Origin of the sequence: Candidatus Fukatsuia symbiotica, assembly GCF_003122425.1 — a bacterium.
Lineage (GTDB): Bacteria > Pseudomonadota > Gammaproteobacteria > Enterobacterales > Enterobacteriaceae > Fukatsuia > Fukatsuia symbiotica.
On sequence record NZ_CP021659.1, the window covers coordinates 2,076,888 to 2,097,416 of the forward strand.

Annotated in this window: 16 protein-coding genes, 1 tRNA gene and 4 pseudogenes; 13 read left to right on the forward strand and 8 right to left on the reverse strand. The window is 44.4% G+C overall.

The window, feature by feature from the left end:
* Nucleotides 1–45 precede the first annotated feature (45 nt).
* The 5 genes and pseudogenes from pal to CCS41_RS09965 all read left to right on the forward strand — a co-directional run bounded on the left by pal (nt 46) and on the right by CCS41_RS09965 (nt 2,992).
* Nucleotides 46–558 (forward strand): peptidoglycan-associated lipoprotein Pal, encoded by a 513-nt coding sequence (pal, locus tag CCS41_RS09950; RefSeq protein ID WP_072550260.1) that lies wholly within the window; start codon nt 46–48, stop codon nt 556–558.
* Nucleotides 559–567: 9 nt separating this feature from the next.
* A pseudogene (locus CCS41_RS17730) lies at nt 568–832 on the forward strand (YbgF trimerization domain-containing protein); the annotation flags it as partial.
* Between the two features lie 128 nt (nt 833–960).
* Nucleotides 961–1,335 (forward strand): annotated as a pseudogene (ybgF, locus tag CCS41_RS17735) (tol-pal system protein YbgF); the annotation flags it as partial.
* Nucleotides 1,336–1,577: 242 nt separating this feature from the next.
* Nucleotides 1,578–1,653 (forward strand) — tRNA-Lys (locus CCS41_RS09960).
* Nucleotides 1,654–2,620: 967 nt separating this feature from the next.
* Nucleotides 2,621–2,992 carry an IS4/Tn5 family transposase DNA-binding protein gene (locus tag CCS41_RS09965; protein WP_072550258.1) on the forward strand — a complete coding sequence of 124 codons (372 nt, stop codon included), beginning with the start codon at nt 2,621–2,623 and terminating at the stop codon, nt 2,990–2,992.
* On the opposite strand, the pseudogene CCS41_RS16720 reads toward CCS41_RS09965, so the two are convergent.
* A pseudogene (locus tag CCS41_RS16720) lies at nt 2,894–4,402 on the reverse strand (IS3 family transposase). The gene CCS41_RS09965 and the pseudogene CCS41_RS16720 overlap by 99 nt on opposite strands.
* A 166-nt stretch (nt 4,403–4,568) precedes the next feature.
* Here CCS41_RS16720 and CCS41_RS09975 point away from each other — a divergent pair.
* Complete coding sequence (locus CCS41_RS09975; RefSeq protein WP_119797033.1) at nt 4,569–5,591, forward strand: IS630 family transposase; 1,023 nt, start codon at nt 4,569–4,571, stop codon at nt 5,589–5,591.
* Nucleotides 5,592–5,605: 14 nt separating this feature from the next.
* Nucleotides 5,606–5,791, forward strand: a complete 186-nt coding sequence (locus tag CCS41_RS17740) for a hypothetical protein (RefSeq protein WP_420836492.1) — start codon at nt 5,606–5,608, stop codon at nt 5,789–5,791.
* 246 nt (nt 5,792–6,037) lie between these two features.
* On the opposite strand, the gene CCS41_RS09985 is transcribed toward CCS41_RS17740, so the two are convergent.
* Nucleotides 6,038–6,202, reverse strand: coding sequence for a helix-turn-helix domain-containing protein (locus tag CCS41_RS09985; protein ID WP_119797527.1), 165 nt, complete (start codon nt 6,200–6,202; stop codon nt 6,038–6,040).
* A gap of 6 nt (nt 6,203–6,208) precedes the next feature.
* On the reverse strand, nt 6,209–7,231 hold the full coding sequence (locus CCS41_RS09990; RefSeq protein ID WP_119797033.1) for an IS630 family transposase: 1,023 nt from the start codon (nt 7,229–7,231) through the stop codon (nt 6,209–6,211).
* A gap of 220 nt (nt 7,232–7,451) precedes the next feature.
* Here CCS41_RS09990 and CCS41_RS17745 point away from each other — a divergent pair, with 220 nt between their 5' ends.
* From CCS41_RS17745 to CCS41_RS15700, 6 genes are all read left to right on the forward strand, one after another.
* Nucleotides 7,452–7,649: a helix-turn-helix domain-containing protein gene (locus CCS41_RS17745; RefSeq protein WP_420866964.1), complete on the forward strand. Its 198-nt coding sequence runs from the start codon at nt 7,452–7,454 to the stop codon at nt 7,647–7,649.
* Nucleotides 7,636–8,082: a LexA family protein gene (locus CCS41_RS09995; RefSeq protein WP_420866965.1), complete on the forward strand. Its 447-nt coding sequence runs from the start codon at nt 7,636–7,638 to the stop codon at nt 8,080–8,082. Before CCS41_RS17745 ends, CCS41_RS09995 begins: the two co-directional genes overlap by 14 nt.
* A 432-nt stretch (nt 8,083–8,514) precedes the next feature.
* On the forward strand, nt 8,515–8,655 hold the full coding sequence (locus tag CCS41_RS17920; RefSeq protein WP_477021203.1) for a transcriptional antitermination N peptide: 141 nt from the start codon (nt 8,515–8,517) through the stop codon (nt 8,653–8,655).
* A 239-nt stretch (nt 8,656–8,894) separates the two neighbouring features.
* Complete coding sequence (locus CCS41_RS10000) at nt 8,895–9,080, forward strand: hypothetical protein (RefSeq protein ID WP_119797528.1); 186 nt, start codon at nt 8,895–8,897, stop codon at nt 9,078–9,080.
* Nucleotides 9,055–9,459, forward strand: a complete 405-nt coding sequence (locus tag CCS41_RS10005) for a hypothetical protein (RefSeq protein WP_119797529.1) — start codon at nt 9,055–9,057, stop codon at nt 9,457–9,459. Before CCS41_RS10000 ends, CCS41_RS10005 begins: the two co-directional genes overlap by 26 nt.
* Nucleotides 9,456–9,623, forward strand: a complete 168-nt coding sequence (locus tag CCS41_RS15700; protein WP_162860053.1) for a hypothetical protein — start codon at nt 9,456–9,458, stop codon at nt 9,621–9,623. The genes CCS41_RS10005 and CCS41_RS15700 overlap by 4 nt, the downstream gene beginning before the upstream one ends.
* 247 nt (nt 9,624–9,870) lie before the next feature.
* Here the strand turns inward: CCS41_RS15700 and CCS41_RS10010 are convergent.
* The 5 genes and pseudogenes from CCS41_RS10010 to CCS41_RS10025 all read right to left on the reverse strand — a co-directional run bounded on the left by CCS41_RS10010 (nt 9,871) and on the right by CCS41_RS10025 (nt 20,192).
* Nucleotides 9,871–10,694 (reverse strand): IS5 family transposase gene (locus tag CCS41_RS10010; protein ID WP_240313747.1). Its coding sequence is split into 2 segments (ribosomal slippage): nt 9,871–10,307 and nt 10,307–10,694, totalling 825 coding nucleotides; the frame shifts between segments, so codons are not numbered across the junction.
* Between the two features lie 201 nt (nt 10,695–10,895).
* On the reverse strand, nt 10,896–11,162 hold the full coding sequence (locus tag CCS41_RS17230) for a transposase (RefSeq protein ID WP_275887694.1): 267 nt from the start codon (nt 11,160–11,162) through the stop codon (nt 10,896–10,898).
* An 84-nt stretch (nt 11,163–11,246) separates the two neighbouring features.
* Nucleotides 11,247–11,384 (reverse strand): annotated as a pseudogene (locus CCS41_RS17235) (IS630 transposase-related protein); the annotation flags it as partial.
* Nucleotides 11,385–11,688: 304 nt separating this feature from the next.
* Entirely contained in the window at nt 11,689–13,233 is a 1,545-nt protein-coding gene (locus tag CCS41_RS10020) for a hypothetical protein (protein WP_119797531.1), read from the reverse strand.
* Complete coding sequence (locus tag CCS41_RS10025) at nt 13,230–20,192, reverse strand: C80 family cysteine peptidase (protein ID WP_162860055.1); 6,963 nt, start codon at nt 20,190–20,192, stop codon at nt 13,230–13,232. The genes CCS41_RS10020 and CCS41_RS10025 overlap by 4 nt, the downstream gene beginning before the upstream one ends.
* Nucleotides 20,193–20,529: the final 337 nt, after the last annotated feature.

Consider the following 20,529-nt stretch of genomic DNA (forward strand, 5'->3'; position numbering starts at 1 on the left):
GCACATATAATCTATGGCAAACTATAAAATTAAAGGATCCAAAAAATGCAACTGAACAAAATGCTAAAAGGGTTGATGTTGGTATTACCTGTTCTGGCTGTGGCCGCTTGTAGTTCTAATAAAAAGGTTGATAATGATCAATCGGCTATGGGTTCTGACTCCGGCATGAGTAGCGAAAATATTAGCAGTTTGTCCTCTGGAGAGCAGGCACGTTTGCAAATGCAAGAACTGCAAGCAAATAAGACAGTTTATTTTGGTCTTGATAAATATGATGTTAATGCTGGCTTCATGGATATGCTGAACAAACATGCCAATTTCCTGCGGGATAATCCGAAGTTCAAGGTAACTGTTGAAGGCTATGCGGACGAACGTGGTACGCCGGAATATAACATTGCTTTGGGTGAACGTCGTGCGAATGCTGTTGGAATGTACCTGCAAGGTAAAGGTGTATCTGCGGATCGAATCTCTATCGTCTCTTATGGTAAAGCCAAACCAGCGGAATTGGGGCATAATGAACAGGCATACGCGAAAAACCGTCGCGCAGTTTTGGTTTACTAAGAGAATCAGATGAACAGTAACTGCAGATGCTATTTGCTAAGTTTGTCGTTACTTTTTGGCGTAGCGGTTCCATCGGCCGCTACAGCCGAAGCGTCGATCAGTGGTGTTGGCTCGGGATCGTTAGAAGATCATGTCACTCAGCTGGAACGTATTGTTAATGCGCACAGCCAATTATTAACCCAATTACAACAGCAACTGTCAGATTCGCAACGCGATATTGAAAGTTTGCGGGGTCAAATCCAGAATAACCAGTATCAACTCAACCAGATCGTTGGGCAGCCAAAGATGGCTCAACGGGCAGAAAGTCTAATAGGGCAAGAAATACCGGGTAATACAGAACCTGACACCAGTGCTAAGAGTACTGTGGTTCCGGAGGCTGCCAGCAATACAAAGATACCTGTGAATGATGACGAGAATGCTTACAAACAAGCCACTTCTTCCCGGGAAAAACAACAATATGATCAAGCTATTGTAGCATTTGAAAATTTTTTGACTCAATATCCAGAATCAGTTTATCTACCTAACGTCAATTATTGGTTGGGGCAGTTGTACTATAATAATAAAGGCGAAAAAGATATCGCTGCTTCCTATTATGCATTCGTGGTTAAGAATTACCCACAATCAGCAAAAAGTGCAGATGCGATGCTTAAGGTGGGTATGATTATGCAGGATAAAAAACAAACCGACAAAGCGAAGGCGGTTTATCAGCAAGTGATTAAAAAGTACCCTAATAGCCAGGCAGCCGCAGAAGCACAGAAGAAATTGGCTTCTTTTTAGCCTCTTTGTATTATCAAAAACTGCTACTGTACTAGGCTATGAACTTGCTTTGATGGCAGCCTATAAACTGAAAAACAAATTAAATGGGTGTTATTTTGCGCATAATTAAATAAATAGCAAAAAATTAAAGCTTTTCAGGAAATTTAAGTTGCACTACCAAGATAAATTGGTAACATGCATCGCCCTAGTCAAGAGTGGCGCGCAGGATGATTAGTTTGTTCCTGTCGATATGAAGCAGCAGCGGGTCGTTAGCTCAGTTGGTAGAGCAGTTGACTTTTAATCAATTGGTCGCAGGTTCGAATCCTGCACGACCCACCAGTAATATCAATCAGTTATAACGTTTTAGACAGATCTAAAATATTCTTGTGTCGTATTAATACCATTGATATGTAATCTATTATCGGTTTATTAAACATGTTGCGCTAAATGAATCGGTACCAAATAAATACCATTTCAACACCGTCCTATTACCCATTTTTTGTAATGCAGATAATAAATGTCTGACTGAATTTATCAAAGATGGTTGAGGTATTCATGGCTGAATAAAATGCTATCCACTGTTTCCATAACTGTAAAAAACTCTGATGGAAACATCAATAAATTGGAATAAAAATATTACCGTAAAACGATTTCATTATTTCTTATTTATTTTTTCTACCATATTAATAACAGAATAGTTTTTAAGATAAGCTTGAATTTTTTGCATTGTAAATATTATTAAAATAACCTGAGCATCTGTATTAGAAATCAAATGAATTAAGCAAAATTTTCAACTAAAAAAATGTTTAAGTAACAAATTACGATGTTTTGCAGTAGAAAATATCATTCTATACTCTATTTTATAGATACGAAACATATAAAAATAATTTGTTTTATCTACTAAAAAATGGTCATCGCAGTGAGTCAAAATAATCATATGGCACAGTTAGCAAGGTTTTTTCTGAAATGAGTTTGGTATTTTGCGTGGTGTAAATATGAAAAACAGATATTATCCAGTATTATTATACCAAATCCCTCTACTTCAGAAACCGTCGATCCTGAAGCCTCCAGTTCAATAGATATAGCAGGGGCCTTATAAATTGATTTAAATAAAGTCATAAGAAAACAGAGAGTCAATGTGACATTGTTGCTTTCTACGAAGTGCTTTGGCTTGAGCCCATTTGTGTTCGATAGGATTGAGGTCTCACTTTTACCCACAACGTTGAATGAAAAATGATTCAGGTGGAATTGGATTATTGGTAGAGTCAATAGTAAAGAAGAGCAAGGTAAATCAGGAAACAGGCACATGAAAACAGTAACGGGTAATGGGAATGAGTGGATCCGGGAAGAATTTCATCAAATTGATTTCGGAGATAAACGCCTTAAAGAGCGTTTTTTTGAAACAGCGGGCTTATTATCATCAAAAGCGTCAGGTTCAATTTATCCAAGCTGTCATGGCTCCTGGTCACAGGCCAAAGGAGCTTATCGATTTTTTAGCAATGAGAGAGTGAGCGAGAGCGCGATATTCCGTACACATTCTTCGCTGTTTTTCAAGCTAGTTGTCGCCTTATTTCTAATTTTATGCAGCATTTGCTTCCGGATACAGCATCACTTCATGAATAAAATTCCAGTTACGACAGCCTTTGCTCCAACGTTCGGGTTTTTTAGCTCGAGCTAATCCATAGACGGCTTTCCGTTTGGCTGATATTTCTCTGTCTGCTCCCCTATGACGCTCATCTGGAGTAACCTATTTGATACCACTGTGTTTATGCTCAAGGTTGTACCAGTCCACGAACTGGGTTACCCAGGTTCTGGCATCATTGAGCAAGGTAAAACCCTCGGCCGGCCACTGGGGGCAATATTTCACCGTTCGAAACAATGATTCAGAATAAGGGTTATCATTACTGACTCGCGGGCGGGAATATGAACTAATTACCCCCAGATCGCACATTTTCGCCAACAGGGTATAACTGCGCATGGGACTACCATTAGCTGAGTGAAGAATAATTTTTTTGTCAGCGCATTTTTCTCTCCAGATGCATCGTTGCAGTAGCTCTGCAGCCTGTTCGCCGGATTCTTGTTCAAAAACATCTGCCCCCACAATTTTCCGACTGAAAATGTCCATCATCATGTAGAGGTAAAGATGCCGGCCTTTTATAGGTGTTGGTAAATAACTGATATCCCAGGACCATACTTGATTCGGTGCTGTCGTTTTTTGTGCGCATGGGCGCTTATAACTTCTCTCTCGACATCTAGGAGTGAACAATTTGTTAGCTTTGAGCACCCGATAAAACGTAGACTCAGATGCGATATAAATTCCCCTGTCAGCAAGCGTCGGGACGATTACATTCGGAAGGAAACTCGCAAACTCTGGCGAATTACAGATTTCTATGATCCGCCGTCGTTCAGCATCAGACAATTTGTTACTGGGGGCATTGCGAACTGCCTTTGACCGTTTGTCGGCCAGGGGGAGTTGTGACGGTTGTTGTTCCAGCGTTGCAGTGTTCTGACTGAAATCCCAAGGGCCTAGCATGCCGGCGCCTTACGAGCCCCTTGTTGCATCGCATCTCTGAGCATATCAATTATTTTATGCCGCTCCGGGAGAGGGATCAGGCGTCCTCGCTGTTTACCAGTAGGGCTGCGGTTTCCGCAAGCGCCTTTTCTTTTCTGGCGAGTTCTTTTTCAAGTTCACGGACCTTTTGTCTGTATTCTTTGACGACCTTATCAACTTTATGATTATTTAGGGCTTTCAGCTCATGTGCCTGGGTCGAAATCGTTCGCCATTCCTTAACCTGTTCAACAAACAATCCTTTATGCCGACAGTATTCCGCCAGCTCAATTTCAGACATCACTGCGCTTTCGAGGACCACCGCAAAGCGCTGCTCGGGGACCAACCTTCGTTATTCTTTAAAAACCACTCATCTTCACATAACAGGCCATCATTCATTAACTCGTTTCTCCATCTTGAAACAACGGAAGGGCTCACGTCTAGCTTTTTAGCTATTTGCCGGTCAGACCAATTATACGGAGGTTGAAACCAGAGCAACCCTTGTTGCTTGATATTGATAGGCACGGGGTTTGCGGGCATGGTGTTCTCCTTAATATTAACAGGCGACAACTATGCTGACATAGGGGGTTATTGAGTGATCTCCATCAATGTTATTCGGTGATCGTCTTGATGATAATATGCAGCATATACCCGTGATCAATGAAGATGCTTGATTTTGAAGTCGATAAGGATCATGCTCATAGCCATGAAAATAGAGCTGACTGCTGACCAGAAAATTACCCTCGAAGCCCAACATCGTCAAAGCCATGACCGCCGTGTCTGTGACAGGATCCGGTGTGTTTTGTTGTCCGCAGACGGCTGGACTCCCCCTATGATTGCTCACTCACAGCTCATTAATGAAACCACGGTGCGGCGCCACCTTACAGACTATCATAAACTCAACAAGCTCAAGCCTGAAAATGGCGGCTCCGATGGCTATCTCAATGCGGAACAGACCACGTCGCTGGTTGAACATCTCACCCAGCCGCTCTACCACCACAATCACCAAATTGTGGCGTATATCGCTGGACGCTGGAACATCACCTTTACCGTATCAGGTCTGTATAAAGGGTTGAAGCAGCATGGCTTTAGCTATAAAAAGCCGAAAGGTGTTCCGCATAAATTTGCCGTTGAGAAACAGCAGCAATTTATAAAGACCTACAGCGAATTGAAAGACGCCGCGGGTAATGACCCCATACTGTTTATTGATGCCGTTCATCCGACACAAGCCACCAAAATAAGCTACGGCTGGATACGAAAAGGCCAGGATAAAACGATAGAGACCACCGGGAGCAGAACGCGGTTGAATATCATGGGAGCCTTGAACATCCAGAATGTGGCTAACCCCATAATCCGTGATGATGAGACGATTAACAGCGAAAATGTGGTTCACTTCCTGTCTGCCATTCGCGCGCATTATCCCATCACGACAACGGCACATGTGATCCTCGAGGGTGCAGGCTATCACCGTTCACAGCTTGTGCAAGACGCCGCGCTTACGTTGAATATCCAGCTTCATTACCTTCCGCCGTATAGCCCGAATCTAAACCCGATAGAGCGATTGTGGAAGGTGATGAATGAGCAAACACGAAACAATAGATATTACCCATCTAAACAGAGTTTTAAGAACGATATCTTAAACTTCTTTGAGGTGAAGCTACCACAAATGGCAAGTTCTCTGGTATCTCGCTTAAACGATAATTTCCAGGCGCTAAATCCTGCATCTTGATTTCACTTGGGTATATGCCAGCCCTTAGCTCCATCACTTACAACCCAATAATAAAATCTCAATGGGAACGATGGGTAAAACGAAATAAAGGGGGAAAAGTCGGTGTCTGTGCTGCAATGCGTAAATTACTCCAACTGGCCTATGGCGTGCTGAAATCAGGTCTCCCTTTTGATACAAAAATAGCGCTTGCAAAGACGTAATCAAGACGGTATCTGTCGAGCACACTGCGTTGCTTACTACCTTACACCATCCAAACCAAAATTCGCTCTGAACTGCTCAAATATCGTCACATTATAGAATAGTCGGCTTATCCCGAATTCAGATTAGTTATGTTTACTGTTTAGTTATGAGATAGTTAATGGTAATGATTGTGCTAGGTCGCTTTATTTTTTCCGTCGGTAATAATTTCTCTATGGACTAAAATTTTAAAGCGAGATTGATACTCCTCAAGCTACTTCGAATTTTGTTCTTCCATAAATAAGCCTGTGAGGATCACAGTTAAGAGCTTTAGCTATTTCAAATAGAAATTTTGGGCGTTTTGTAGCCCCTGACTCTATTTGCTGAATTGATTGCTGCTTAATTCCAACCTTTATCGCTAGTTCTATACCCAAGTGAAATCAAGATGCAGGATTTAGCGCCTGGAAATTATCGTTTAAGCGAGATACCAGAGAACTTGCCATTTGTGGTAGCTTCACCTCAAAGAAGTTTAAGATATCGTTCTTAAAACTCTGTTTAGATGGGTAATATCTATTGTTTCGTGTTTGCTCATTCATCACCTTCCACAATCGCTCTATCGGGTTTAGATTCGGGCTATACGGCGGAAGGTAATGAAGCTGGATATTCAACGTAAGCGCGGCGTCTTGCACAAGCTGTGAACGGTGATAGCCTGCACCCTCGAGGATCACATGTGCCGTTGTCGTGATGGGATAATGCGCGCGAATGGCAGACAGGAAGTGAACCACATTTTCGCTGTTAATCGTCTCATCATCACGGATTATGGGGTTAGCCACATTCTGGATGTTCAAGGCTCCCATGATATTCAACCGCGTTCTGCTCCCGGTGGTCTCTATCGTTTTATCCTGGCCTTTTCGTATCCAGCCGTAGCTTATTTTGGTGGCTTGTGTCGGATGAACGGCATCAATAAACAGTATGGGGTCATTACCCGCGGCGTCTTTCAATTCGCTGTAGGTCTTTATAAATTGCTGCTGTTTCTCAACGGCAAATTTATGCGGAACACCTTTCGGCTTTTTATAGCTAAAGCCATGCTGCTTCAACCCTTTATACAGACCTGATACGGTAAAGGTGATGTTCCAGCGTCCAGCGATATACGCCACAATTTGGTGATTGTGGTGGTAGAGCGGCTGGGTGAGATGTTCAACCAGCGACGTGGTCTGTTCCGCATTGAGATAGCCATCGGAGCCGCCATTTTCAGGCTTGAGCTTGTTGAGTTTATGATAGTCTGTAAGGTGGCGCCGCACCGTGGTTTCATTAATGAGCTGTGAGTGAGCAATCATAGGGGGAGTCCAGCCGTCTGCGGACAACAAAACACACCGGATCCTGTCACAGACACGGCGGTCATGGCTTTGACGATGTTGGGCTTCGAGGGTAATTTTCTGGTCAGCAGTCAGCTCTATTTTCATGGCTATGAGCATGATCCTTATCGACTTCAAAATCAAGCATCTTCATTGATCACGGGTATATATGGGTCATACAAAGGTCAGAGCATCTTTTTTTGATTCTCTCCGAGATAGTTTCCGTTGTTATCCTCCACAAAATTAATTGTATTAATATACAAATATACATGTTTTTCAATTACAGAATTTCTTGTGAAGATATAAAGTAGTTAACCGAGGAATAATAATGAGCCTTGCAAATAGAGTGAAAACTAGAAGGCTAGAGTTGAACTTGACTCAAACTCAAGTTGCAAAAATTGCTGAAACATCTCAGCAGTCTATAGAAGCCATCGAAAATGGAAAGACAAAAAAACCAAGAAATATTCTTGGACTAGCTAAGGTTTTACAATGTGACCCTTCTTGGCTAGTACATGGGGGGGGTTAAAACCTTGGCAGAGGTGGGAACAAGGAAGATTCCCTTAATAAGTTATATACGAGCTGGTGCTTTGGCGTATAACGCACATATATTAAATGAGACAGATGAATTTGAGTACATACTGACCGATAGAGATTGTTCAGAGAATACTTTTGCGTTGAAAATCGAAGGGGACTCAATGCAACCAGAATTTGAACCAGGGGATATTATCATCGTTGATCCTGAAATAGAACCATGTCCTGGAGAGTTTGTTGTTGCTAAAAACTGTGATAATGAAGCTACATTTAAAAAATATCGTCCTCAAACTACCGCCATGGATAGTAAGGCTGTATTTGAATTAATTCCTCTAAATCCCGATTATCCAACAATCAAATCTGATATAGTTCCAGTGACTATTATTGGAACAATGGTTGAACATAGGATATATCGACGTAAGCGCTAGCTAGGTCCTCCCCGTGATCACAATTCACCCAACTCTTTTCATACCTAATCGATAGGTCTGATGAGTCAAATCCTAAGTTTTTTCAAAATAAATTCATTTTAAATACAAACAGATATGTATAAACGAAATGCAAATACAATATTAATTGTTTGATAAATACATTTTTACCTGTATATTTAAGTCTATCAACACGGCAAACGCCGACGTGAAGCAGGCAAGGAAAGCCCATGAAGTAGCCGTCCGAGGCACATGAAGATCGGAATGATTCGCGAATTGCAAGACCGGCTTTACCCCGCCCAGGCGGACGCTTTTTAACAATTTGGGATTTATAGCACTGACAAAGTGCACCCTTACGTTTACCCGTTGATTTCTGAATAGGTCATGTAACCAGCTTATCCAGAAATCAATCAGAGGTAAGTTCTGGCAACGATTATTTACAAACCATCGAAACGCAAGGCAATGTATGGCGGTAATGCCAAATACCGCAGACATCAACGCCGTAAAGCGCAGGCTATTTCGCGCGAGGCGATTGAAAACAGTCTTGATCGGAGAGGGGCCATCACGCAAAAATAGTGCGTGCTCAACCTCGCTCAGATGTAGATCGGGCGATTGGCTCTAGCGACGGCCTTCCCTTTACGTAAAAAGCCACAGGGCAGTATGTACAACCGGCTAATGCCAAGAGCCTGGTTACTTTCAGTTCGAGGAACACGCCGGACAAACAAGGCTATCACCGCTTCTGCTTAGCAGAGGCGTTATTCAGTTAATCCACAGAGGTGAGAAGCCAATATTTTTTATTTTGGAGGAAAAAAGACATGGAAAAATTTATGTTAACCGATGAAAAACAGCAAACCGACGGTATCACGCTGTACCGAATAGCAGCACGAAAACCGTTTGATGGCGTGAAAGCCGGTGAGGTAGGGGGATGGATTGAAACAGAAACCAATCTCTCTCAAGACGGCAATTGCTGGGTACATGATTGGGAATGCATGGTTATCTGATAATGCGCAAGCATTCGATCAAGCACATATCTACGATGATGCACAAATATTCGGCAATGCCCGCGTATGCCATAAGGCACAGGTCTCCAACGAGGCGCATGTTGATGGCCAAGTAGCCGTATTTAATGAAGCTTGGGTGTATGAAAATGCTTGGGTGCGTGATGATGCACAGGTATATGGCGAAGCGAGGGTATGCGGGAGAGCACGTATTGTCGGCCAGGCCTCGGTGTACGGCCAAGCACGGGTCTTTGGCACGGCTCAGGTCTGTGGGGAGGTAAAAATGCACGGTCAAACACGGGTGGGGGAGACTATGCCCGTGTGGCGAATGATGCGGACTACTTCACCGTCTCGCTCATCGGTTGTCGTAACCAATCCGTGACTGCGTTCAAACAACAAGATGGCTCCATGGGAATCAATGGCAATGGCCTTAACACCACGTTAGAAAAATTTATTGCCAGTGTCACCGCCCAATACGGTGGCAGCCCAGAAGGCCAAAGCTATCAGCACATTATCGCATTAATCAGGCTTTCGCTGGGAACGTAGTGACTGTACAAGGCATTGTCGACACACACCACGAACCGCTTAAAACTGAAATGACATCACCATTAAACGGACAGAATCTGTCCGTTTGATTTGTCTGTATTTGATCCTCTCCCTAGAGGCTGTTGACATTTGATAATAAAGAATTGAAAGAGAAGAGTAAACTCGTAATATTACGGTTCCAACACCCAATAAGAGGAGTTTAGTGTGCCACGATTGATATTCAATAGACCTCTTCGGAAACTCTGATTTATCTAATTTCCATGTTATAAATTGCTGCAATCAGATTAAATCGTAATCCAAACCGTTTTCGCCTGTTTCGATAACGATCTGATACGATTTTAAATCGTTTAATCATACCAAGGACATTTTCGTTTAATACACGCTGGCTTGATAACTCACGATTGTTGCGTTTATCTTCTTTTGTTAAGGGATTTTTCTTTGTCTTTTTCTTAGGCAACGCCGAGTTTGAATGGATCTTGCCAAGCCCTTGGTAACCTGTATCTGTCACTGTTTTGATTTCAGAATGTATTCGCACGCCAGACTCTTTGAACAACCTAAAATCATGACGCCTCCCATGAGTAAAGCTTGTACAGATGACTGCTTTGCTTTTTTTATCGACGATCACTTGGGTTTTTAAGGTGGGTCGTTTCTTTTTTCCTGAGTAAAACTGCTTTTGTTTTTTTGGGGACGTTCAATCGGCGTTTCTGTGGCATCAATAAGAACGAGCTCATACTCCCTATCACTTTTTAATAAAGCTTTGCGTCCAGGGAGTGCAAAATCAGGATGCTTTATTAGCGTATTTTCTATCCATTTAATCGTTTCATAGCAGGTGCTCTCACTCACCCCATCGCTTCGGCTAACATGAAAATAAGTGCGATATTCCCGTAGATACTCAAGGGCCATTAATAAGCGATCTTCTAAACCCAGCTTGGGTTTCCGACCTTCTTTCCCTTGCTTACATTTATCTGCTTCATTCAATATCTTTATCACCTTTTCAAATGTACTACGTTTAACTCCGGTTAAGCGCCGAAATTTTTCCTCTTCCAATACCTTTATTTGTTCATATTTCATGGGGGCTCCTTGTTCAGGAGATTTTTAACAACATTCCTACATGAATGCTATAGCAGGCGCCGTATCAGTTGATTATGAAAATCAGAAATAACATATTGATATTAATTAATATTTATTAACAAAAGTGATCACGTTACATGGCGCCTGCTATAGTTTCCGAAGAGGTCTATTGTCTCTGCTAAGGAAAATTAGAGGCGACAACTAGACTGACACAGGGGTTATTGAGTGATCTTCTTGATGATAATATGCAAGGAGCAGTTGTGTGACCCAGGCGTAAAAGACATCACTGTTAACCGGGCTGGAAAACAGGCCTATCGCCATCAACACCATGCCCAATAAGGCGCCAATCACGTTAGTGCGGTCCTTAGCCTGCCAATCTTGAACGCCAAAACAGCGTTGACCTCGCGGAGAATACCCATGGATTCGTGGCATATCTTTTGCGAAACCGCTTTCGTCAAGATAAACCAACGATTTTCCCTGCTCTTTATAGCCGTCTCTCTTTTTCTGGAAGCTGTGCCGTGCGTCTTCGGATGCCCTGGGATGACGCAGGTTTTTTTTATAGGTGATGCCCCATTTTTTCAAAGCTTGCCAAATGGATTTCGTACACACCCCAAAACGGGCCGCACGTTCCCGTTGGTCAGCATCTGGATAACGCTCAACATCTTTGACCAGGGCTTTTTTGTCAATCTTGCGCCGACGCGAGCCAGACTGCTACGGCTCTATTCGCCTCAGCCAACGCGTTAGCGAATCCGTGCCTATGTGGAAACGCTTCGCGGTGGCTCTTATAATCAGGCCTTCCTACTCTCGAACACTGAGGACTTTTCGCTGAAAATCAACCGAATACCTCATCTTTTTCTCATCGACTTTTTTGTTTAATTTTAACTAAAATTAAAGTGCATAGCTATATAAAAAACATTAGCAGAGTATATCCTGATGAAAATATGATGATCAGGGCAATCGCATCAAGGATCACTTTTACATTTATTGCCAAAAATTAACGCGCCCTTGCGGTCACCCAATCAGGTCGCTGCGAAGGCAGGAGAACCTCATCTCTTGCGCCTAGAGGCTCATTTCCTCCATCGAAAGCGCTCATCGCCTCCCTCATGCCCGCACTATCAGCCGGTATTTCACTTACTGTGGCGGCAGACGTCTCTGAGCTTAACCACGGGGTTAACTCAAATACACCCTCAGCCGCGCCGTCAGGGTTATTGCCTATCGAGTATGGAACCGATGTGCCGACATCCCATAGCCAAGAGCCATTTTTCTTGTGCTGTAATAGATGTACTATTTTTGCCCTGCTCTCGCCCTGTAACGCCGCCCGCGTTTCAGCATATAACGACATCTTCCATTTGCAGATTTCTCCGGTGGCTACTACCGGCAGCGAGGCAGTCAGTTTAAAGGTGATGCCGGGCAGCGTTTCACTGTGTAAGAAAAAGGTGGTGTCGGGCTGTGCACCCACTATTTTTGTCTCCACATGCGCAAACACGTTCAGCGGGATCACGGGCAAACCCAATAAATCGACTTTGCGGGTATCATCTTGTAGTAACAGGGTAATAGAAGATAATTCATTCTTACATTTTGCTAAAAAATCAGGGCCGAGTCTGCTGACCGCAAACAACTCAGGGGTAGGTGAAGGCAGGGCGATCACCGTGAGTGTCGATTTGCTAACACTGTCGTTGCGTTCAGCCATAAAGTGATGGTTATTCTGCTCCCACTCTATTTTTTTGTAAAATGGTTGCCCATCCCAGGCATACTCGACGCTTAGACTTTCCAAGGGGGCATTGACACGGATAACCGCTTGCGAGGATTGAGAGTGGATTTCCTCAATGAGTTGTGTTAACGGTTGCTCTCCCTTGCCATTTTTTTCATCGATATAGGTGGCTTCTATCCGCTGATAGCGTTGATTTTCTGGCAAATGAGGATAATAGCGGTAGGAGACACTCGTTTTAGGGTTATCTCTGGGATGCGCGATACCCACGGCATAGAACTGTTGTTGTTCTGCGTCATATTCGATATGGGCCACACTGGTGATGTGGGCATCAGGCCGGCCGAGTAACGCAACAGCGGTTCCATCACTGCGATAGAGATGGGGATGGGCAGCGGCACTGCTATCATTCTCTATCACTTGCCAGCGCCTGGTGGTTAAATCAAGCAGTCCGCTGGCGACATCCCCCTCTGTCAACGCGATAGTCACCCGCACCTGGGGTGTCAGTGTAAAGCGGGTGTTATCACTGAAATAGCGCTGCATAATCTGTTGAATATTATTAAGATTATCGCCCGATAACGCCTCAATAGAGTCTGCCGCCAGACTGAGCTGAAATGTCGGGCTGTCTTGTGCGTCGGCCGCTAATAAACTGAGTTTACATGTTACACCCGGTAACTCTATCGGGCGCAGCTGAAGTGTGATTTCTCCCGGTATTGGACCCATAATATTGACCGGACGCCCTTTTAAGGTCAGTACCGCCCCTTGCGCCGTTTTGCTAACCCGTAATTGACTTATTTGTGATTGCACCCGCGCGCGACCCGCTTCAGGTGTCATGGTGGAGAGTTCGGGGGTGATATCCAACACCCAACGTTCGCTGTGTCGTTTTTGCTCTTCACTGCTCGCTTTGATGGTAATGTGTCGTGCGTCATCGGCAAGATCGATAAAGGTGGTTCCCCCGCACCTTGAAATTCATAGGTTAACAGCTCAGCATGTTGAGCATCCATTATCGGGGTGGGTAAATGCCCGGCTCTCAGCCCCAGATGGTCATCGCCGGCTATTTTCTTAACCGCTTGTCCCTGCTGAAAAGTGAAAGAACGCGTACCGCTGTCTAATGCTATGACACAAGTGGTGGATTGAGCGATAAAAGTCGCGTCATTAGGCGCCGACCACCCTGTCGAGAGAGGAAACGCGGCACCATAATGTTGATGCAAGCGGTTAAATATCTCTGCTCCCTGAAAACGCCCTGCCGCCCCGGTATCAGACATAAAACCATAATGCCCGGCTAACGTCGCAGGCAGGACCAGTAGCGCACTCTCCGGCAGAGCAATAGATTGTTGATAAACGGTTGCCGGATCAATACCAAAAGCGGGATAAGCACTCAACTCTCTTCCGGTCCGTTCACGCGAGCCATTATTTTTAAATTCGGGAACCGTGATATCGGCCACCTGCACCGAGAGGCGGTTGCCGTTAATGACCATTTTTTGTATCGGCACATAAGGCTCAAAATAAATCACCCCTGGATGACGAGGGTCATGTTGCGCGATGGCCGTGGGCTGGAGGAGAGTTTGAGACGCGGCATGGCAAAAAGGCGCGATAATTTCACTCACTTCAACCTGGTAATGCGCATTATTAGAGGAAAGTGCCTGTACCAAGGCATTAATGCCTATCATCACCCCGGCAAAAGGCACACTGAGTGGCCCGGCTATCGCCATCCCGCTGGCAACAGCCGGAGAAAAACCGGCCGCCATCCCTAATACTGCCAGCGTGCCGTCCACCGTTAATTGCGTCCCGGCTAATGCCACCCGGGTGACAGCGAAATCTTTTTGCGACCCCTCGGGTATCTGTTGCAAATCTTTAACCGCATCGACAAGATTGATGATATCAACCGCCACATTGACGACACTCCCGGCATGGGTGAAACGCACCCCTCCGAGGAGTCGGCCTAACATGCCTTCGGCTTTGGCACCTGCCCCGCTCAAGGTGTTGACGGTGCTAACCAGATGCCCCATGTCCTGCCCTAATCCATGCAGGATTTGGGTTAAATTGGCGCGACCGACGAACTTTTTCCACGGTGACTCCTCTTGCTCTCCCCGGTGTGACAACAGGTTCATCGCCAGAAAGGCCGCATTCATGGTACTGACCCCATCCACATGGGCAATTTCTGGCTCGAGTTGCCCCATTTTATTTTGCATTCTAACGAAAACATCGCTCTCGCTGGTCAGGCGTTTTTCTACTGCCGTGCTGTCCTGGCCGGGTCTTCCTCTCTGCTCCGCGTTAACTTTTGGCACAAAAATAAGCTCGGTTTTACCGTCGACGGTGGGGCCAAATCCTTTCAACCTAAACTCGGTTCCCCCTAGCCGTAGGATTTCCGCTTTCACTTCTCTACTGAGGCGGGATAGATCTAGCCTCTCCTTCGCCCAGTCCACTCTTTTCATCAAGCTTTTATCCGATGAGGTGATCGCCTGACGCTCTTGCACAGCTTCAACCACGGGAGGTAAAGTTGATTCTGGTGACTCTCGTGGAGGGATTTGTGATGCCGGCTGTAAATAACGCGTACCCGTTTCATCCCGCTGTAAACTGACCCGAACATGACGTGCCGGTTCACCGGCAACCCCTTGATCCACCTGGTGGCGATGGCCCCTCCCGGTTTCACTCGAAGCCCCACTGATACCGATTTCAGCGGAATAGCCAACCAGTTCACGGGGGCGGGGAGCGCCCGGCTTTAATAATTCTGGCGCCATATCAAATAAAAAGCCCCCGGTTTGATCATCGTTAACCAACGCACAGCCGGCTAAAATCAGCTTATCCATCGGGCCATGGACAACATGTTTGTCACTCAAGGTGTCATAGACTTGTTGCGTGACCCCCGCCAATTCGGCCGCATTATAGCCCGCCAGCGTGGTATTATTGTGAGCATCATCGCCACCCCCACGCCCATGGCCGACCAACACCAGGTTCAGATCACCTTGTAGATCAACCGGTTTACCGTACACCAAATGCAGGTTGCCTTGCTGATCGCGTTGATAAATCACCGTCTCATCCGGGTGTTTACCGGCCAGCTCCTCTACGGCACGCCGCGTCACCCTGTCTTCTTCTAGCTGAATAATCACGCGACTTTTACGGACTTCCTCTGCGGCGGCCTGTTGCCTATCGACCATCGGCCTAATCCAGTCAGCGGCATTATCGCGCTCAGCCGCGTGACCTACGCCTAAGCTCAGTTCATTACTGTTTAAATACGCCCCTATGTCATACTTATAGAACGCTGAGGGATTGCTAAAGACTTTTCGATTACGGAAAGGCTCCTCTTTGACTGATAACCCCTGGTTAGCATTGATTTCCAATACCGGCAAGTTTAAGCGATGGGCAATACTGGGTAAAAAACGGCCTGCTCCCGGTAGGGGCCGTAAATAAGTCTCACTTGCGTAAAAGATGAATTTTTCCCCCGTTGGCAACCCTGTTAACGTTTGCATCGCCACATTATTAGCCACAGCATATTCATGTATGCTGTAGCGGGCAATTTTTTTGCCCATAGGAATAATGGTCATCCCTTTTTCACTGGCGGCGCTAAAAAGCGTTTCAGTGCCATTATTACGCAGTATCTTACGCAATATCGGCGACATCCTCTTGGTGCGTTGGTAATCATCAATCAGCGATAAAACGAGTTTGGTATTAGGCAGATCCAGAAACAGTGTCGATACCCCCTGCTGTTTCAATGTATCTAGGTGGTGAATAATAAACTCAGGGATGCCACTATTTCTTCTCCAATCATCCGCGCGACCCAGCAGTAATCCCTGCCGTTGATCAAGCAGAAGTCTCAGTTGCCCGTTAATATCCGCTTGTTGAGCCAGTTGCTGATTAAGCTGGAGACGCCCTTGCCCTGTGTAATGGCTATCCCAGGTGTTCAAGTCAGCACTGTAAAGGCTGTCATAGCTTTCTTTGATCTGTGTTAACTGTTCTCGCTGTCGCTGGTGTATATAAGTTGGATTACCATGATCCTGTAGATATTTATAATCAGCATCGCTATCAACACCAGAATAAGAATCATAATAGGAGAACCACTTCCTTTTTATAGAACGGATGATCTCATATTTTTCTGCTAGAAAAACTAATTCGTCATAACTGTAGCCGATGTGCAGCTGTTTCTTGCTACGATCAACCTTGATTTTTTGCAACTCGCCACTTTGCTGATCTTGTCGCAACTGAGAGATAAAATGATCCAACTCTTCTGAATTCATGTTTTCCAAAGAGCTATGGAAGGTGGCATTAAACACTAATTGTTGGTTGGACGGTACCGGCTCAGGAAAACCCCCTAGATTGAGGTAGTGTTCATGTTTTATTGCCGCAATGAAAAAAGCCATTAAGGTTGCACGGGAAGAAGAGGGTTCATTATGTACAGATTGATAGATATAGGCTAACCATGCCGGGTCTTTTGATAGTATGTGGTGCATCTCTGTTTCGAAAGGTGACATTTCTCCAGTAAAGAGAACACGATTGAGTTGGCTATCCAACGTTAATAAGGTGCTATGGCGTAGAGGATCGCGCTGTTGGCTGAGATAAGCGTGAATTTGCTGTTTCAGTCTAAATGCAATTTCTAACTGGGGGGTGCCCGATGTCTGATGTAATCGATCCAAGTTATCTTGTATGGATAGTTCAATAAATTGTTTTTTACGTGCCCTTTCGCCTTGTATTGACTCAAGGGAGGTCACCACATGCTGAAACAGATCCGGCGGCTCCACAGAGTGCGAATGAGATAATTGTTGGGTGTGTTGCTCAAGGACGGCAATGATGACGGCTGACGTGGCGGGATCTGCCAAGATTCTGGCGGCAGCTAGTGCTTCATCATAAAGCGAGCTGGGAGGATTCGGCCGGGTTATGGTCGATAATGCCTGTACCATCTCACTATTTCCCTGCCGTATGGCGAGCAGCAAAGCATTACCTGCCTCATCTTTTGCCTGGTGCTGTAAAAGTACCCTTACCAAACGTGGATCCCCGGATAACACCGCTTCTTCAATTCGTGGACGCTGAGTCAGTGCATCTTTCTCGTTTGCATCAGCACCCGCAAGCAACAACGCCTCGAGGATCTCCACATTTTTGAATTGTATCGGGTAGGAAAGGACGTGATATCGTCCATGATCTTGATAATCCTTGAGTGGATGCAGCAATAACAATTCGGTGACTAACCAGGTACGATTCTTTTCCAAGGCTAAAAATAAAGGATTTTTATGATGACCATAATATTTTTGTTCTAGCCCTAATCTTTCTTTTATATTTTCATCATCCGTTTCCGTTTCCGTTGTTCTTAGTAAGAGTGAACGGGTAGTAGCCTCATCGTCAAATTCAATCGCCGCGATCAATAATTGCTTAAGAGGAGAGTAAAAAGAATCCGCTTCAAACATAGTCGCTTGTTTTTTTATTATCACTATGTTTAACAGGAATTCTCTAAAGGGATGATTTCCTTGTCCCCACGCGTTTATTTGCACATGATCGCCACCCCCCTGCTGATTTTGGAACGGATCAAGGTAGCGCTTGATATAATCCGCTGACAAAGAAGTCGGTTGACGATGCTGGAAAAATTCGCTGATGGCTTCAGCGGTCATCGGATAAAACACCTCTGGCGGGATTTTTATTAACTCGTTATCAGACAGATCCGCAAGAACCGGCAGCAGCGGGTTAATAGGCAATGTCTCAAACCACGCTGGATGACGTTTTGCATACTCAATGCCCAAAGCGGGCCCCAATTTAACAAATAACTGGTTGAGTTCTGTTTCTGTAATCTGTTTCAGATTGCCAGGAATAACAGTCTGTAACAGTTCTTCACCGTTGAGGGTTAACAGCGTCGGGATTACCGGGTTCAGCCTCAAGGGGTTAAGAATAGCCCCGCCATAGGATAGATCAATTAGCCATCCTGGATTGCGTTTTACATATTCGAGGCTCTGTTGAGGACCTAATTTGGAAAAAAAATCTTTAGCCCTTAAATAACTTATATTTTCAAAAAAATAAGAGTGGACCTGAACCAATTTCTCAATGGGTAATGTTAATAGAGCCAGTATCAATGGATTGTATCTTAAGCGTTTAAACCATGTCTTCTTATCCCTTACATAATCCATACCACGCTCGCCACCGAGTCTTAAGAAAAAATTAGCAAGTTGTGGCGTCGTCATGCCGTGCAATAGATCGGTAGCCGTGTTGAACAGTTGATCTTTAGGGAGTGTTAACAGGGCCGGTAATAATGGATTGACAGGCAGTTTTTTGAACCATGCGAGATTATTTTTCGCATAATCAATGCCTTTTACACCTAATTTCGCAAATAGCGCGCTAATTTGTTCTTGGTTAAATCCGTGGAAGAGAGCAGTGGAGGTAGTCATTATTTGATCGACCGGCCATGCTAAAAAAACCTTTAGTAAAGGATTGCTGCCCAATCGCTTAAACCATTCACTGTGCTTGGTGGCATAAAAAACACTGGCTTCCGGCCCCATTTTTGTGAAAAAAGATTCAATTTCTTTGCTATTGGCGCTTGATAAGCTGCGAGGATCGATACGGGTGAGAAATTCTGCATCCTGCTCAGAGGCGCCTGCCAAGATACGGATCAATTGTTCCGGCGCTATTCTGTCCACAAGGGCTCTATGTAAACCTTTTATATCAGACAAGCTTAATTCAAGCGTTTCAGTGACCTCTTCTGCTGTGATTTCTTTCCAAAAAAGAGTATCGATGCGTTTGATCGTCACTCCTTTGCCGTCATCTGTCAGCGTCTCTATTGACCAGCCCATCTGTTGTAATTTTTCTGGCGGTAAACTCGCCAGTAATTTTTTAGCGATGTCTATTTGTAATAGTATCGGCTCGGATCGTAGCTGGTAGCGATAATCTTCAGTTTCTTCAAATAACGAGGCGCTCTCAAGTTCACCATAATTTTTTTCGAGACCCGCTAAGGTGCCAGGAATAATGTCAGGATCAATAAACCGGTTAGTCTGCCTGTCAATATCTTTATTCAGCAGCATATCCTCAAGATTATCTAGCAAATTTTTCGCTAACTGATAGGTAATAGCATGGAGCGTTAAGACGCTATTAATCTTTTGCTGACAGGCAAGGAGATCTTCTCGCGTGATATTGATAGGGTCAGTATGTTGGTCCTGAATGGTAGGGATGCCAAATTGTTCCGCTAATCTATTGACATAGGCATTATGCTGTTGCACCCAGGCCCTTTCACCCAATTGGGTGTTAGGTCCACTATTGGTACTAATAAATTCTGTTATGGCAGCATGGATGAGAGTTTGTCTGATTTGTTCTACTTTATGCGGCAAGCTGTTGTAGTAACTCTCTAATTGCATTGTTGCATGTAAGATGTGTGTTTTGGTGCCCTCTGGACAAACAATGACATGCGGAGCGAGATCGTGAATAGCTTCTAATTTTACGTTAAGTGGTGCTCCGCCTTCTGTTATTAAACTCTCTGTTGTTAAATATTGCACTATCCTTTCTAAACAGTCTTTGGCTTGAAAATAATGATGCCAGGTATTATCTGAATGCTGATCACTGTTTTCGGAGATCTTGATTTTTAATTTATTAAAGTTATCGGCTACTGTTCTTTTTTTCTCTTCGTCGCTTTCGTGTTGATTATAAAATGCGACAATACTATCAATCGCCTGCTGATATTGCTGCTGAAATCGAGGGTAATCCTTTGATGCCATAAAACCAGCAATCGCAGTAGCCTCCTGCCCCCTATAGTGAACGGTAGTGTCGTTGGCAACGGCTGTATCAGCTGCGGGAGTAACGGTGTCTGTGGCATGAGTATCTGGCATAATTATTTTCCTAACAATATTGTTATAAAATAAGGTGTAAGTAGGGCGACTCGTGATGATCAATGTCATTCAATAATTTTCTTAAGCTAACTGAAAATGATAAGTAATGGCAAAAAAAATATTCTTTTATATTATTAGTATTATTAATTTATATTACGCCGCCTAGGCAAATGAAATGCACATATGCCTGCAGCCAACAACGCGGCGGCTTCAAAGGCAAAGGGTATAAAGCACTTTTGTGGTAATATCCGCCCTCTATTAATAATTTCATTTTGGAGCTAAATGAATGCGGATTTCAGGAGTTAATGGATGAAAATGACACTACCTTTTTTCGAAC